Source organism: Pseudomonas sp. Root401 (assembly GCF_001425105.1).
In the GTDB taxonomy this organism is placed as follows: domain Bacteria; phylum Pseudomonadota; class Gammaproteobacteria; order Pseudomonadales; family Pseudomonadaceae; genus Aquipseudomonas; species Aquipseudomonas brassicacearum.
The window spans coordinates 36,488-50,133 of record NZ_LMDO01000030.1 but is presented as its reverse complement, the minus strand read 5'-3'; the positions used below and the strand labels follow the sequence as shown (position 1 = coordinate 50,133).

General features: G+C 61.4%; 12 protein-coding genes and 1 tRNA gene. 6 read left to right on the top strand and 7 right to left on the bottom strand.

Annotated elements, in window-relative coordinates; translation table 11 throughout:
• The coding region (locus ASC85_RS33220; RefSeq protein ID WP_236712381.1) for a hypothetical protein at positions 1–227 on the bottom strand (227 nt) is incomplete at its 3' end.
• On the opposite strand from ASC85_RS33220, the gene ASC85_RS20750 reads away from it, so the two are divergent.
• Positions 226–1,905, top strand: coding sequence for a methyl-accepting chemotaxis protein (locus tag ASC85_RS20750; protein ID WP_057451111.1), 1,680 nt, complete (start codon positions 226–228; stop codon positions 1,903–1,905). The two genes, ASC85_RS33220 and ASC85_RS20750, sit on opposite strands and share 2 nt — an antisense overlap.
• 317 nt (positions 1,906–2,222) lie before the next feature.
• On the opposite strand, the gene trhP is transcribed toward ASC85_RS20750, so the two are convergent.
• Positions 2,223–3,560, bottom strand: a complete 1,338-nt coding sequence (gene trhP, locus ASC85_RS20745; protein ID WP_057451112.1) for a prephenate-dependent tRNA uridine(34) hydroxylase TrhP — start codon at positions 3,558–3,560, stop codon at positions 2,223–2,225.
• Positions 3,561–3,708: 148 nt separating this feature from the next.
• On the opposite strand from trhP, the gene ASC85_RS20740 reads away from it, so the two are divergent.
• Complete coding sequence (locus ASC85_RS20740) at positions 3,709–4,770, top strand: AI-2E family transporter (protein WP_057451110.1); 1,062 nt, start codon at positions 3,709–3,711, stop codon at positions 4,768–4,770.
• Here ASC85_RS20740 and ASC85_RS20735 read toward each other — a convergent pair.
• The 3 genes from ASC85_RS20735 to pdxR form a co-directional block, all read right to left on the bottom strand.
• A complete protein-coding gene (locus ASC85_RS20735) occupies positions 4,767–4,949 on the bottom strand; it encodes a hypothetical protein (protein WP_003203898.1) in 183 nt (60 codons plus the stop codon). The genes ASC85_RS20740 and ASC85_RS20735 overlap by 4 nt on opposite strands.
• An 89-nt stretch (positions 4,950–5,038) precedes the next feature.
• Positions 5,039–5,233 (bottom strand): hypothetical protein, encoded by a 195-nt coding sequence (locus tag ASC85_RS20730; protein ID WP_003203896.1) that lies wholly within the window; start codon positions 5,231–5,233, stop codon positions 5,039–5,041.
• Between the two features lie 243 nt (positions 5,234–5,476).
• On the bottom strand, positions 5,477–6,976 hold the full coding sequence (gene pdxR / locus ASC85_RS20725) for a MocR-like pyridoxine biosynthesis transcription factor PdxR (RefSeq protein ID WP_057451109.1): 1,500 nt from the start codon (positions 6,974–6,976) through the stop codon (positions 5,477–5,479).
• A gap of 97 nt (positions 6,977–7,073) precedes the next feature.
• On the opposite strand from pdxR, the gene ASC85_RS20720 reads away from it, so the two are divergent.
• Both ASC85_RS20720 and glyA read left to right on the top strand, forming a co-directional pair.
• Positions 7,074–7,895, top strand: a complete 822-nt coding sequence (locus ASC85_RS20720; RefSeq protein WP_057451108.1) for a YggS family pyridoxal phosphate-dependent enzyme — start codon at positions 7,074–7,076, stop codon at positions 7,893–7,895.
• A 96-nt stretch (positions 7,896–7,991) separates the two neighbouring features.
• The gene (gene glyA / locus ASC85_RS20715) at positions 7,992–9,263 is read left to right on the top strand and encodes a serine hydroxymethyltransferase (RefSeq protein WP_057451107.1); all 1,272 of its coding nucleotides are present in this window, start codon (positions 7,992–7,994) and stop codon (positions 9,261–9,263) included.
• A 74-nt stretch (positions 9,264–9,337) separates the two neighbouring features.
• Here glyA and ASC85_RS20710 read toward each other — a convergent pair.
• Positions 9,338–9,413 (bottom strand) — tRNA-Asn (locus ASC85_RS20710).
• A 235-nt stretch (positions 9,414–9,648) separates the two neighbouring features.
• Here ASC85_RS20710 and ASC85_RS20705 point away from each other — a divergent pair.
• The gene (locus ASC85_RS20705; RefSeq protein ID WP_018612405.1) at positions 9,649–9,876 is read left to right on the top strand and encodes a hypothetical protein; all 228 of its coding nucleotides are present in this window, start codon (positions 9,649–9,651) and stop codon (positions 9,874–9,876) included.
• Between the two features lie 120 nt (positions 9,877–9,996).
• Here ASC85_RS20705 and ASC85_RS20700 read toward each other — a convergent pair whose 3' ends face one another.
• On the bottom strand, positions 9,997–11,193 hold the full coding sequence (locus ASC85_RS20700; protein ID WP_003203885.1) for an amino acid aminotransferase: 1,197 nt from the start codon (positions 11,191–11,193) through the stop codon (positions 9,997–9,999).
• Between the two features lie 331 nt (positions 11,194–11,524).
• Here ASC85_RS20700 and uvrB point away from each other — a divergent pair, with 331 nt between their 5' ends.
• On the top strand, positions 11,525–13,540 hold the full coding sequence (gene uvrB, locus ASC85_RS20695; RefSeq protein ID WP_003203884.1) for an excinuclease ABC subunit UvrB: 2,016 nt from the start codon (positions 11,525–11,527) through the stop codon (positions 13,538–13,540).
• Positions 13,541–13,646 lie beyond the last annotated feature (106 nt).

Below are 13,646 nucleotides of genomic sequence, written 5' to 3'. Positions count from 1 at the left end.
CCTATACCCCACTCAGACGCCGGATAGATGAAAGCAAGCCAAACACGCATCAAGAACAGTATTGCAGAAAAGGGGGTAACCATAGATGTGGGAGCGAGCTTGCTCGCGATGAGGCCCTTGAATCCAGCGACCCTGCCGACGGACTGTTCACCTTGTCCTACAGTTTTACCGCGCGGTGCCGTTAATACAGCTAACCACGCCATAAAACCTACAAGAGTGAACAGCATGCGCCTGAGCCTGAAGGCTAAAGTCCTGTCCCTTGCGATACTGCCGGTATTGCTGTCCGCCGTGATCATCAGCCTGACCACGGCTTTCATCTTGAAGGAGCAAGCGAGCAAAGAGGTCCAGCAGACCCGCGAACGCCTGCTCAGCGAGGCCAAGGCCACGCTGCAGAACTACGTAGCGGTGGGCCTGACCGCCATCAAGCCGCTCTACGACGCCGCCGCGCCTGGCGATAACGAAGCGCGCGCCCAGGCGATCAAGCTGCTGTCAAACATCAGCTACGGCAAGGATGGCTATTTCTTTGGCTACGACTCCGAGACCATTCGTCTGTTCAAGGCCAACAGCCCCGATGGCGTGGGCAAGAGTTTCAAGGACAACCGCGACCCCAACGGTGTCTACGTCAACCGCGACCTGGTGAAAGTCGCCAAGGACGGGACGCATTACCTGGAATACAGCTCGCCGCTGCCCGGCAGCAAAGACCTGGTGCCCAAACTGGGCTACACCGAATACCTGTCCAAGTGGGACCTGGCAGTCGGTAGCTCGGTCAACCTGGACGGCATCGAAGCCCAGGTCGCGCTGGTGGAAACCAAGGTCCATGAACGTCTGCAAGGCGTGATCTTGAGCATCGTCGGGATCGCCGCGGTGGTATTGCTGGTGATTGCGGTGGTGGGCCTGGTGCTCGCCAACACGATCCTGCGTCCCCTGCACCTGATGAAAGACAACCTCGACGACATCGCTGCAGGTGAGGGTGACCTGACCCGTCGGCTGACCATCACCAGCCAGGACGAGCTCGGCCAACTGGCCGGTTCGTTCAACCGCTTCGTCGACAAGATCCACGGCCTGGTGCGGCAGATCACCGACATGACTTCGCAACTGACCGGGCTGGTGACGCAAGTCTCCGAGCAGGCCCAGCGCTCCGAGCAGGCCATGGAACGCCAGCGCCACGAAACCGATCAGGTCGCCACGGCGATCAACGAGATGTCCTCGGCGGCCCAGGAAGTCGCCCGCAGCGCCCAGGGCGCCGCCGTCGCAGCCCAGCAGACCGACGAGGAAGGGCAATCGGCCAAGCGCGTGGTGGCCGGCAGCATCCAGCAGATTCATGCGTTGGTGAACGATATCCGCAGCAGTGGCGTGTCCCTGGACAGCCTGCAACAGGACGTGGCTTCGATTGTCAGTGTGCTCGGGGTGATTCGTTCGATCGCCGAGCAGACCAACCTGCTGGCCCTCAACGCCGCCATCGAGGCTGCGCGTGCTGGCGAGGCGGGGCGTGGGTTTGCGGTGGTGGCCGATGAAGTGCGGGCCCTGGCCAGCCGGACCCAGCAGAGCACCCAGGAAATCCAGGGCATGATCGATCGCCTGCAATCAGGCACCCACGCGGCGGTGGAAGCGATGCGCCGTTCCAGTGAGGCCGGCGAGGGTACTTCGGAGCGGGCCAACGAGGCGGGCGCCTCGCTGGACACCATGGCGCAACTGATCGGCACCATCAACTCGATGAACGCGCAGATCGCCAGCGCTGCCGAAGAACAGACCGCGGTGGCCGAGGAAATCAACCGCAGCGTGCATCAGATCGCCGTGGCCGTGGACAGCGTCGCCGACGAAACCCAACTCGGCGCCCAGACCTCCCGCAGCCTGGCCGACCTGGGCCAGCGCCTGGGCAAGCTGGTCGGGCAGTTCCGGATCTGATCCCATCGCGGCAGGAGCTGCCGAAGGCTGCGATCTTTCGCTCTCGATCCAGATGTTTTTACCTGGGCAACCGGGTCTTATCGAGAAAGAAGGATCGCAGCCTTCGGCAGTTCCTGCCGGGCAAGTCGTTCCGCCAACTCAAGTCATACACGATTGTGGCGAGGGAGCTTGCTCCCGCTGGGCTCTGTAGGAGCTGTCGAGTGCAACGAGGCTGCGATCTTTCCACAGACACTTGAGTCTCAAGTGAAAGATCAAAAGATCGCAGGCTTCGCCAGCTCCTACAGAGCCCAACGGGGATAAATCCCCTCGCCACAGTTTCATGAACCGGCAGGCAACTCGCGCACATCGCGCATCAACAACCCAAACCGCAGATCCACCGCATCCGGAATCGGTACGTACACCACGTGCCCATCCCCCGGTGCCACCTCGATGCCCTGGCCCTTGGCGTTCTGCAACTGATGCAGGTCGAAGTGGAAATTACCCTTGGGGGTCATCAGTTCCAAATGGTCCCCCAGGCCAAAGCGGTTTTTCACCCGCACTTCGGCCAGGCGTTCGCGCCGTTCGCCGGTCAGTTCGCCGACGAACTGCTGGCGCTCCGATACCGAACTGCCGTTCTGGTAGTTCTGATACTCATCATGCACGTGGCGCCTTAGAAAACCTTCGGTGTAGCCGCGCTGGGCCAGGGACTCCAGGTCGGTCATCAGGTTGCGATCAAATTCCCGGCCGGCCACCGCGTCATCGATGGCCTGGCGATACACCTGGGTGGTGCGCGCGCAATAGAAGTGCGACTTGGTCCGGCCTTCGATTTTCAGCGAATGTACACCCATGCGCGCCAGGCGCTCGACGTGCTGCACGGCGCGCAGGTCCTTGGCATTCATGATGTAGGTGCCGTGCTCGTCCTCGAAGGCTGGCATGGATTCTTCCGGGTGGTTGGCTTCCTGGAGCAAAAACACCTGGTCGGTGGGCGCGCCGAGGCCCAGGGTCGGTTCAGGCTGATAGGTCTGCACAATGTCGCCCACGGCGTTTTCCACCGCCGGTTGCGCCGAATATTTCCAGCGACAGGCATTGGTGCAACTGCCCTGGTTGGCGTCGCGCTTGTTCAAATAGCCGGACAGCAGGCAGCGCCCGGAATAGGCCATGCACAGCGCGCCGTGGACGAACACTTCCAGCTCCATGGCCGGCACCTGCTCGCGGATCTCGGCGATTTCCTCCAGGGACAGTTCCCGGGACAGGATGATCCGGCTCAAGCCCTGCTGCTGCCAGAACTCGACGCTCGCCCAGTTCACCGTGTTGGCCTGCACCGACAGGTGAATCGGCATCTGCGGGAAATGCCGGCGCACCAGCATGATCAGCCCCGGGTCGGACATGATCAGCGCGTCCGGCGCCATGGCGATGACCGGTTCGAGGTCTTTGAGGAAGGTGCGCAGCTTGGCGTTGTGCGGGGCAATGTTCACCACCACGTAGAAGCGCTTGCCCATGGCCTGGGCCTCGGCAATACCCAAGGCCAGGTTCGCATGGTCGAATTCGTTGTTGCGCACCCGCAGGCTGTAGCGCGGCTGACCGGCATACACCGCATCGGCACCGTAGGCGAAGGCATAGCGCATGTTTTTCAGGGTGCCGGCGGGAGCCAGTAGTTCGGGGGCGGCGAGGGTCATGATGGCGTCGGATCGCAAAAGGCGGCGAGGGTAGCCCATGGTCGGCCAGGCCATATTGATCTGGATCAAAGGCACAGGGCAAACGCGAAGGCACTCCGGCGCGTCCTGGCGGACTAATGTTTATCCCGCCTTTGGACATGGAAAGCTGATGAATCGAAAGATGCTGCAAAACAAAGCCCAGATGTTGCTCCTGGTGCTGGTCACCATCGCCTTCATCTGGATTCTGCTGCCGTTTTACGGCGCGGTGTTCTGGGCGGTGATCCTGGGCATCGTCTTTGCGCCGATGCAGCGCCGCCTGCAGTTGAAATTCGGCTGGCACCGCAATGTCACCTCCCTGGTCACGTTGAGTATCTGTGTGGTCAGCGCGATATTGCCGGTGATCATCATCAGTACGTTATTGGTCCAGGAAGGCGCGGCGCTGTACAAGAGCCTGGAAAGCGGAGAGCTGGACATTGCCGATTATCTGGCCCGCTTCAAGGATGCCTTGCCGCCGTACTTTCAGCACCTGCTGGACCGCTTCGGCCTGGGCAACCTGAACGGCTTGCGCGACAAGATTGTCAGGAGCGCGATGCAGGGCAGCGAGTTCTTCGCCACCCAGGCCTTCAGTTTCGGGCAGGGGACCTTTCAGTTCCTGGTCAGCTTCTTCGTGATGATCTATCTGCTGTTCTTCTTTCTGCGCGACGGTGCGGAGTTGGTGCGCAAAGTGCGCACGGCCGTTCCCTTGGCCGAACACCAAAAGCGCCGCCTGCAACTGAAATTCAATCGGGTGGTGCGCGCCACGGTGAAAGGCAACCTGCTGGTCGCCATCAGCCAAGGTGCGTTGGGTGGGCTGATCTTCTGGATCCTGGGGATTCCGACGGTGTTGCCCTGGGCGGTGCTGATGGCGTTCCTGTCGCTGTTGCCGGCGGTGGGGGCGGGCCTCGTCTGGGCGCCAGTGGCGGTGTATTTCCTGCTCTCGGGGGCGATCTGGCAGGGCGTGGTGCTGACGCTGTTCGGAGTGTTCGTGATCGGCCTGGTGGACAACTTCCTGCGCCCGATCCTGGTGGGCAAGGACACCAAGATGCCCGACTACATGGTGCTGGTCTCGACGCTGGGCGGGCTGGCGGTGTTCGGGCTCAATGGTTTCGTGATCGGGCCGCTGATCGCCGCGCTGTTCATGTCGAGTTGGGCCCTGTTCGTCGAAACCACGCCGCGGGTGCAGTTGCCTTAGGCGCTCAGCAGGTACGGGCCGATGCGTTGCGACAGGGCCTGGGCGGCGGGCAGTGAAGTCAGCGGGCCGCTGATGGTCACGCCGTCTTGCACCAGATACCAGCAGGCCAGTAACCCGAGCTCCCGGAGTGGGGCGGGGACGGCGCTGCCAATGACAGACATGATTTGAACCTTGGGCATGGGAAACCTCCATCAATCGATGGGGTTACCTTACGACTCAGTGGGGGTAACGAAAAATCAACCGGCTCAATAGTAGGAATCGATGCCGCTCAATCGACGACCAGATCGAGCATGTGCACCACTTCCTGCTCGTTGAGCAGGCCCTTGCGCACCAGGTTTTCCGCCAGCAGGGAAAGGAACTTGGCGCTGCGGTGGCCTTCCAGTTGCTTGAGTTCGGTCAGCACGTTGTACACCTTGCTGGAGGTGCACAGGCCGACGATACGATGAGGGTTTTGTGTGGGCATACCTTCGTCCTTGTTTTTATGAAGCTGTTGTTGGCGGACAGAGCCAGTTTGCGGCCCGGTCATGACGCTCATGTGACAGCTTGGGTTGTTGGAAAAAAAGAAAGCAGGATCCGGACCATAATGCCTTTTTGGCGCCGGATTATTGTTCCGGCAGCGACCTCGGCCAGGCATATAAGGCCATCGAACTGCTTTTTTACCCACAAAAAAGGGATGCGTATTGAGCGTCGAACGCCATGTGTTGTTCTATTTTTTGCTCAGCGCATTGGCCAGCCGCCGCGTGGCCGCTTCGATTTCATGGGCGGTCAAGGACGAGTACCCCAATAGCCAGCCTTGTTTCTTTTCTTCGCCGGCGTACAGCCGGCTGAGGCCGGGCAGCTGTACACCCACACTGGCCGCTTGGCGGAGGGTCTTTTCCTCCGACCAGCCATCGGCCAGCAGGCAGGGAATCTGCAGCCCGCCTTGTGGGCGCAAGGCGGTAACGATTCCGTCCAGGTGCTTGCCAATGGCATCGAGCAGGGTGGTACGGCGTCCGGCGTAGAGTTTGCGCATGGCCCGGACATGGGCGTTGTAGTGACCGTCTTCCATGAAGCGTGCCAGGGTCAACTGAAGGATCTGCGGTGTGTGGCCGTCCATGATGCTGCGCGCGTAGGTGAAGGCTTTGACCAGTTCGAAAGGCAGCACCATGTAACCCATCCGCAACCCCGGATAGAGGGTTTTGCTGAAGGTGCCGAGATAAATCGTGCGCTGGTATTTGTCCAGGCCCTGCACGCATGCGGTCGGCAGCCCGTCGTAGTGGAACTCGCTGTCGTAGTCGTCCTCGATGATCCACTTGCCATGCTCGGTCGCCCAGTTGATCAGTTCGAGTCGGCGTTCCAACGGCAAGGTTGCCCCGGTGGGGTATTGATGTGAAGGCGTCACATAGACGCAAGGGGCGCCGCTGCGGTCTGCCCGCAGCAGGTCTGTGCGTATGCCCAGTGCATCGACGTCAATGGGCACGACTTTGGTCTCTGCCGTTTCAAAGGCCTTCCTGGCGCCGTAGTAGCCCGGGTTTTCCAGCAGGATTGGTTTGCCGGCATCCACGAGCAACTGTGCGCACAGAAACAGCGATTGGCGAGTGCTGCTCAACACCAGGATCTGCTCGGGGGAGCATTTGGCCCCGCGTTCGAGGTTCAAGTAGGTGGCGATCGCCTTGCGCAGAGGCTCGGCGCCCTGCGGGTCGCCGTGCAGCAGGATGTTACCCCGGTAGTCCTTCATGACCTGGCGTTGCAGGCGTTCCCATAGATCGGTGGGGAAGGTGCGGGTTTCCGGCAGCCCTGTGGCAAAGGCCTTGATGACCTGTTGATCGGCCACGCCGCCACTGTCGAAAATCATCCGGCCGCGCCGGCTCAAGCCCGATCCTGGCGTCGCCTCGCTGCGCTGGGTGTCTTGCAATTTCCTATGCCGGCGCGCAGCCCCGCGCAACTCGGTGCCAACCGTCTCGGATACATAGCTGCCCGAGCCCTCGCGCCGCACGATGAAGCCATCCCGGTGCAATTGCACATAGGCGTTCTCCACCGTGTCACGGGCAACGCCCAGCGTCTTGGCCAGGACCCTGGTTGCCGGCAGCTTCAGGCCAGCGTCAAGGGCGCCATCGAGGATCAATGCGCGCAGGGCGCGCTGAATCCGCTGATGCAGATCCAACATCTGAAATTCGGCATCGTTGAGTCGCATCTTCAGCGTTTCGAGCTCGAAGGTCTTTGCCATGCGGTCTGCTCTATATGAATGAATTGGCCTGCTTTGGCAGGCCAGTTTATCCGTAGACTCTGTCCATCGCTATTGCCCACGAAGGAGCCGCCAACTGATGCAAGTCTCTATTGAAGAGGTCACCCCAGCCCTGCACGAATCCCACGGCCGCTACCCACAGGCCAACAGCGTTGAGGACTTTCGCCGCAATCTGGCGGCAGTGCGGCAGCGCATTTCCAGCGCCTGCCAGCGTGTCGGGCGTGATCCGGCGAGCGTGCGCCTGCTGCCGGTGAGCAAAACCTTTGACGAAGCACACCTGCGCCTGGCCTACGCCGCAGGCTGCCGGCTACTGGGCGAGAACAAGGTGCAGGAAGCGCAGCGCAAATGGGAAGCCATGGCTGATCTGACTGACCTGCAATGGTCGATCATCGGCCACCTGCAAACCAACAAAGTCAAGCAAGTGGCTCGTTTTGCCAGCGAATTCCAAGCGCTGGACAGCCTGCGTGTGGCCGAGGCGCTGGACCGTCGCCTGCAAATCGAGGGACGGCGGATGGATGTGTACGTCCAGGTCAATACCTCGGGGGAGGTCAGCAAGTACGGCCTGCCGCCCGAAGCAGTCGCTGCCTTTTTGCGTGCGCTCCCTGCGTTCTCGGCGCTACGCGTGCGCGGGCTGATGACACTGGCACTGTTCTCGGCCGACGTCGCCCGTGTCCGCCCTTGTTTCGTGCAACTGCGCGAACTGCGCGAGCGCCTGCGCCAGGACGCACCTGTCGGCATCGGGCTGGAGGAACTGTCCATGGGCATGTCCGGCGATTTCGAAATCGCCATCGAAGAAGGGGCGACCGTGGTGCGTGTCGGTCAGGCCATCTTCGGTGCACGCGCCATGCCGGACGCCTATTACTGGCCTACGGCCGATGCCCGGCCGGGCAGTCACGACTAGTCCGAGCCGAAGGAGCCGCTCGGGCAGACTGCTGCCATCGCTGATCGTCAGGCACTGCGCCCGTCTCATTTTTCCCATCCACAGGACCCTATCATCATGTACGACTCATCCCTGACCCTTGAAGCGTTCGACGCCGAGCTATGTGAGGCGATTCACAACGAAGAATGCCGCCAGGAAGATCACGTCGAGCTGATCGCCTCCGAGAACTACGCCAGCCCATTAGTGATGGCGATTCAGGACTCGGTATTCACCAACAAGTACGCCGAAGGTTACCCGGGCAAGCGCTACTACAGCGGTTGCGAGTATGTCGACGTGGCTGAGCGCCTGGCCATCGAGCGGGTCAAGGCGCTGTTCGATTGCGATTACGCCAACGTCCAGCCTCATGCCGGGGCCCAGGCCAACGCCGCCGTGTTCCTGGCACTGCTCAACCCTGGTGACACCGTGATGGGCATGAACCTGGCCCAGGGTGGTCACCTGACCCACGGCAACCCCTCCAATTTCTCCGGCCGCCATTACAAGATCGTTCCCTACGGTCTCGACCCGCAGACGGGGTTGATCAACTACGACGAAATGGAGCGCATCGCCCTTCAGACCCGGCCGAAGATGTTGATCGGTGGTTTTTCCGCTTATTCGCGGTACAAGGACTGGGCACGCATGCGGGCGATTGCCGACAAGGTCGGAGCGATTTTCTGGGTCGACATGGCCCACGTCGCCGGTCTGGTGGCGGCGGGTGAGTATCCGAACCCGTTGCCCCACGCCCATGTGGTCACCAGTACGACCCACAAGACCCTGCGTGGCCCACGGGGCGGGGTGATCCTGTCCAAGGGGCAGGACGATACGTTTTACAAGAAGCTCGACTCGGCGGTATTCCCTGGTGTCCAGGGCGGTCCGTTGATGCACCAGATCGCGGCCAAGGCCGTTGCCTTCAAGGAAGCGCTGGCGCCCGGGTTCAAGACCTATCAGAAGCAGATCGTGATCAACGCCCGGGCCATGGCTGCGGTGCTGCAGCAGCGTGGCTACAGGATTGTCTCCGGAGGGACCGATAACCACATGATGTTGATCGACCTGTCCGACAAGCCTTACACCGGCAAGGACGCCGATGCCGCCCTGAGTAATGCCTACATCACGGCCAACAAAAACTCGGTGCCCAACGACCCCCGTTCACCGTTCGTAACCTCAGGGCTGCGCATCGGCACCCCGGCAGTGACCACTCGCGGGTTTGGAGTGCCAGAGTGCGAGCAACTGGCAGGTTGGCTGTGTGATGTGCTGGATGCGCTGGAATCCGGCGGCAGCGAGCAGGTGGCGCATCATGTGCGCGAACAGGTGGTGGCGCTGTGTCGTCGTCATCCTGTATATCGGCAGCGCTAAAACGAAAAAACCCGCCATAAGGCGGGTTTTTCTGGGGTTTAAGAGATTTTGAAAGCCTTCTCTGGAACCTTGTCTGGCTCCACGACCTGGACTCGAACCAGGGACCCAGTGATTAACAGTCACTTGCTCTACCAACTGAGCTATCGCGGAATGGCGCGTATGTTACTGATTGGAAAAGAGAAGTCAAGCGTCCATTGCCGGACGGCGCATTCCTGGTGTCCTTTGACGGTCAATCAACGATTGGCAGTTACCGCCAGGGCAGGAGAGGACTACCATGGTCGCCCGGAAGTGGCAGGACGCGCTGCCGGCCATTCGCCGACATTAAGGTACGCGCCATGAACCACCTGTTACCCCTTCTCAGTGCCCGCCGCGCCGAGGTGCTCCTGTGAGTACCGCCCAGATCAGCTTGCCCAAGGGCGTGGGACCTCATGCCGAGAAACTGTATGACGCCATCACCCAGGCCAGCACCGCCGAAGAGTTGAACCGCGCCGGTGGCAAGGCCGAGGGTTTTGTCCTGGGGCTGGAAAGCACCAAGGCGATCAAGAGCCAGGTGGCCGAGTCGTTGTATGTCATCTATGACGATGCGGCGAGTCAGCGGGCGACGGAGTTATAGGCTCGACAACAGCGTCATGTCTGGTGCTTTTGTGGCGAGGGGATTACCTGACCTGACCGACACACTCAAAAAAAACGGGAAGCCCAATGGCTTCCCGTTTTTCATCCAGCGCCGAGGGCGTCAGATCACCTGGACGATGGCCTTGGTCACCGCATCGATGTTGTTCTGGTTCAGCGCGGCCACGCAGATGCGACCGGTGTCCAGGGCATAGATGCCGAACTCGTTGCGCAGGCGCGTCACTTGTTCAACGGTCAGGCCGGAGTAGGAGAACATCCCGCTCTGGCGGGCGACGAAGCTGAAGTCGTGGTGCGGTGCGGCCTTGGCCAGCATGTCCACCATCTGGACGCGCATGCCGCGAATGCGCAGGCGCATTTCGGCCAGTTCGGCTTCCCACTGGGCCCGCAGTTCCGGGCTGTTGAGCACGGCGGCGACGATGCTGGCGCCGTGGGTCGGTGGGTTGGAGTAGTTGGTGCGGATCACGCGCTTGACCTGGGACAGCACGCGGGCACTTTCTTCTTTCGATTCGCTGACGATCGACAGGGCGCCGACGCGCTCGCCGTACAGGGAGAACGACTTGGAGAACGAGCTGGAGGCGAAGAAGGTCAAGCCCGACTCGGCGAACAGGCGTACGGCCGCCGCGTCTTCGTCGATGCCGGCGCCGAAGCCCTGGTAGGCCATGTCCAGGAACGGAACGTGGTTCTTGGCCTTGACCACGGCCAGTACGTTTTTCCAGTCTTCCGGGCTCAGGTCCACGCCGGTCGGGTTGTGGCAGCAGGCGTGCAGCACAACGATCGAGCGGTCGGGCAGGGCGTTGAGGTCTTCCAGCAGGCCGCTGCGGTTCACGTCGTGGGTGGCGGCGTCGTAGTAGCGGTAGTTCTGCACCGGGAAGCCGGCGGTTTCGAACAGGGCGCGATGGTTTTCCCAGCTTGGGTCGCTGATGGCGACGACAGCGTCAGGCAGCAGTTGCTTGAGGAAGTCGGCACCGATCTTCAGTGCACCGGTGCCGCCCACGGCCTGGGTGGTGATGACGCGACCGGAGGCGATCAGCGGCGAATCCTTGCCGAACAGCAAGGTCTGCACGGCCTGGTCGTAGGCGGCAATGCCGTCGATCGGCAGATAACCACGGGAAACGTGCTGAGCCACGCGAGCCGTCTCGGCCTCGACAACCGCGCGCAGGAGTGGAATACGCCCCTCTTCATTGCAGTAAACACCTACACCCAGGTTGACCTTGTTGGTACGGGTGTCGGCGTTGAAAGCTTCGTTGAGGCCCAGGATGGGGTCGCGGGGTGCCAATTCGACAGCGGAAAACAGGCTCATTATTGCGCGGCTCTAATGGAGAGTGAGGGGAGGTGTGGCGCTCCAGCCGAATGCACTAGAGCGGTGCACAAACGGGGAGCTAGTATAGAGGCCATCACCCGGCACGGCGACAGGCGATTCGGTTTTTACGCTAAGTTTTTACGATTTTTTTCGACCGTTAGTCCTCTCGCCGCGTCAAAGTCTTCAAGGCGTGTAGGACGTTCGTCTTGAAAGCGAAGGCATTCACCTCCACATTGTGTGCATTCCAGTTTTTTCCTCGGGCGACATCAGTCGTTTCGGTCTTTCTCGTTCCTGTCGGCTGGCCGACAGGGGTGAATCCAGAGGTTATGTCATGTCTGAATTCCAGCTAGTCACCCGCTTCCAGCCCGCCGGCGATCAGCCGGAAGCCATCCGCCTGATGGTCGAGGGCATCGAGGCCGGGCTGGCGCACCAGACGCTGCTCGGTGTGACCGGCTCGGGCAAGACCTTCAGTATCGCCAACGTGATCGCCCAGATTCAGCGCCCGACCCTGGTGCTCGCGCCGAACAAGACCCTGGCGGCGCAGTTGTACGGTGAGTTCAAGGCGTTTTTCCCGAATAACGCCGTGGAGTACTTCGTTTCCTACTACGACTACTACCAACCCGAGGCCTATGTGCCGTCGTCGGACACCTTCATTGAGAAGGACGCCTCGATCAACGACCACATCGAACAGATGCGACTGTCGGCGACCAAGGCCTTGCTCGAACGCAAGGACGCGATCATCGTCACCACGGTGTCGTGTATCTACGGCCTGGGCAGCCCGGAAACCTACCTGAAGATGGTGCTGCACGTGGACCGCGGCGACAAGCTCGACCAGCGCGCCTTGCTGCGGCGCCTGGCGGACCTGCAGTACACCCGCAACGACATGGATTTTGCCCGGGCGACGTTCCGGGTGCGTGGCGATGTGATCGACATCTACCCGGCGGAATCGGACCTGGAAGCGATCCGCATCGAGCTGTTCGACGATGAAGTGGAGAGCCTCTCGGCGTTCGACCCGCTGACCGGCGAAGTGATCCGCAAGTTGCCACGCTTCACCTTCTACCCCAAGAGCCACTACGTGACGCCCCGGGAAACCCTGCTGGACGCCATCGAAGGGATCAAGGTCGAGTTGCAGGAGCGCCTGGAATACCTGCGTTCGAACAACAAACTGGTGGAAGCCCAGCGTCTGGAGCAACGGACCCGGTTCGACCTGGAGATGATCCTGGAGCTGGGCTACTGCAACGGCATCGAAAACTACTCGCGCTACCTGTCGGGCCGTCCGGCGGGCGCGCCACCACCCACGTTGTATGACTACCTGCCGGCCGATGCCTTGCTGGTCATCGACGAGTCCCACGTCAGCGTGCCCCAGGTCGGCGCCATGTACAAAGGCGACCGTTCGCGCAAGGAAACCCTGGTGGAGTACGGCTTCCGCCTGCCCTCGGCGCTGGATAACCGGCCGATGCGCTTCGACGAATGGGAAAGCGTGAGCCCGCAGACGATTTTTGTCTCGGCCACGCCTGGCAACTACGAGGCCGAACATGCCGGCCGCGTGGTCGAGCAAGTGGTGCGGCCGACCGGGTTGGTGGACCCGCAAGTCGAGGTGCGCCCGGCGCTGACCCAGGTCGATGACCTGCTCTCGGAAATCTCCAAGCGCGTGGCGGTGGAAGAGCGGGTACTGGTCACCACGCTGACCAAGCGCATGGCCGAAGACCTCACTGACTACCTGGCCGACCATGGCGTGCGGGTGCGCTACCTGCACTCGGACATCGACACCGTGGAGCGGGTCGAGATCATCCGCGACCTGCGCCTGGGCACCTTCGACGTGCTGGTGGGCATCAACCTGCTGCGTGAAGGCCTGGACATGCCGGAAGTGTCGCTGGTGGCGATTCTCGATGCCGACAAGGAAGGTTTCCTGCGTTCCGAGCGCTCGTTGATCCAGACCATCGGTCGTGCGGCGCGTAACCTCAATGGCCGGGCGATTCTGTACGCCGACCGCATCACCGGCTCCATGGAGCGGGCCATCGGCGAGACCGAGCGCCGTCGCGACAAGCAGATCGCCTTCAACCTGGCCAATGGCATCACTCCCAAGGGCGTGTTCAAGGACGTCGCCGACATCATGGAAGGCGCCACCGTGCCCGGCTCGCGCAGCAAGAAGCGCAAGGGAATGGCCAAGGCGGCGGAAGAGAGCGCCCGTTACGAGGCCGAACTGCGCTCGCCGAGCGAAATCACCAAGCGCATCCGGCAGTTGGAAGAGAAAATGTACCAGCTGGCCCGGGACCTGGAGTTCGAGGCAGCGGCGCAGTTGCGTGATGAGATTGGCAAGTTGCGGGAGCGGTTGCTAACCGTTTGAGTTTTGCAGTGGCTTCAAAGGCCTCATCGCGAGCAGGCTCGCTCCCACAGGAAACCGAGTCATCTGGACTGGATGCGGTCCAATGTGGGAGCGAGCTTGCTCGCGA

Bases quoted from the DNA above. Each gene is read 5' to 3' on its own strand.
- ASC85_RS20750 (WP_057451111.1), top strand. From the start codon at position 226: ATGCGCCTGAGCCTGAAGGCTAAAGTCCTGTCCCTTGCGATACTGCCG.
- trhP (WP_057451112.1), bottom strand. From the start codon at position 3,560: ATGACCCTCGCCGCCCCCGAACTACTGGCTCCCGCCGGCACCCTGAAA.
- ASC85_RS20740 (WP_057451110.1), top strand. From the start codon at position 3,709: ATGAATCGAAAGATGCTGCAAAACAAAGCCCAGATGTTGCTCCTGGTG.
- ASC85_RS20735 (WP_003203898.1), bottom strand. From the start codon at position 4,949: ATGCCCAAGGTTCAAATCATGTCTGTCATTGGCAGCGCCGTCCCCGCC.
- ASC85_RS20730 (WP_003203896.1), bottom strand. From the start codon at position 5,233: ATGCCCACACAAAACCCTCATCGTATCGTCGGCCTGTGCACCTCCAGC.
- pdxR (WP_057451109.1), bottom strand. From the start codon at position 6,976: ATGGCAAAGACCTTCGAGCTCGAAACGCTGAAGATGCGACTCAACGAT.
- ASC85_RS20720 (WP_057451108.1), top strand. From the start codon at position 7,074: ATGCAAGTCTCTATTGAAGAGGTCACCCCAGCCCTGCACGAATCCCAC.
- glyA (WP_057451107.1), top strand. From the start codon at position 7,992: ATGTACGACTCATCCCTGACCCTTGAAGCGTTCGACGCCGAGCTATGT.
- ASC85_RS20700 (WP_003203885.1), bottom strand. From the start codon at position 11,193: ATGAGCCTGTTTTCCGCTGTCGAATTGGCACCCCGCGACCCCATCCTG.
- uvrB (WP_003203884.1), top strand. From the start codon at position 11,525: ATGTCTGAATTCCAGCTAGTCACCCGCTTCCAGCCCGCCGGCGATCAG.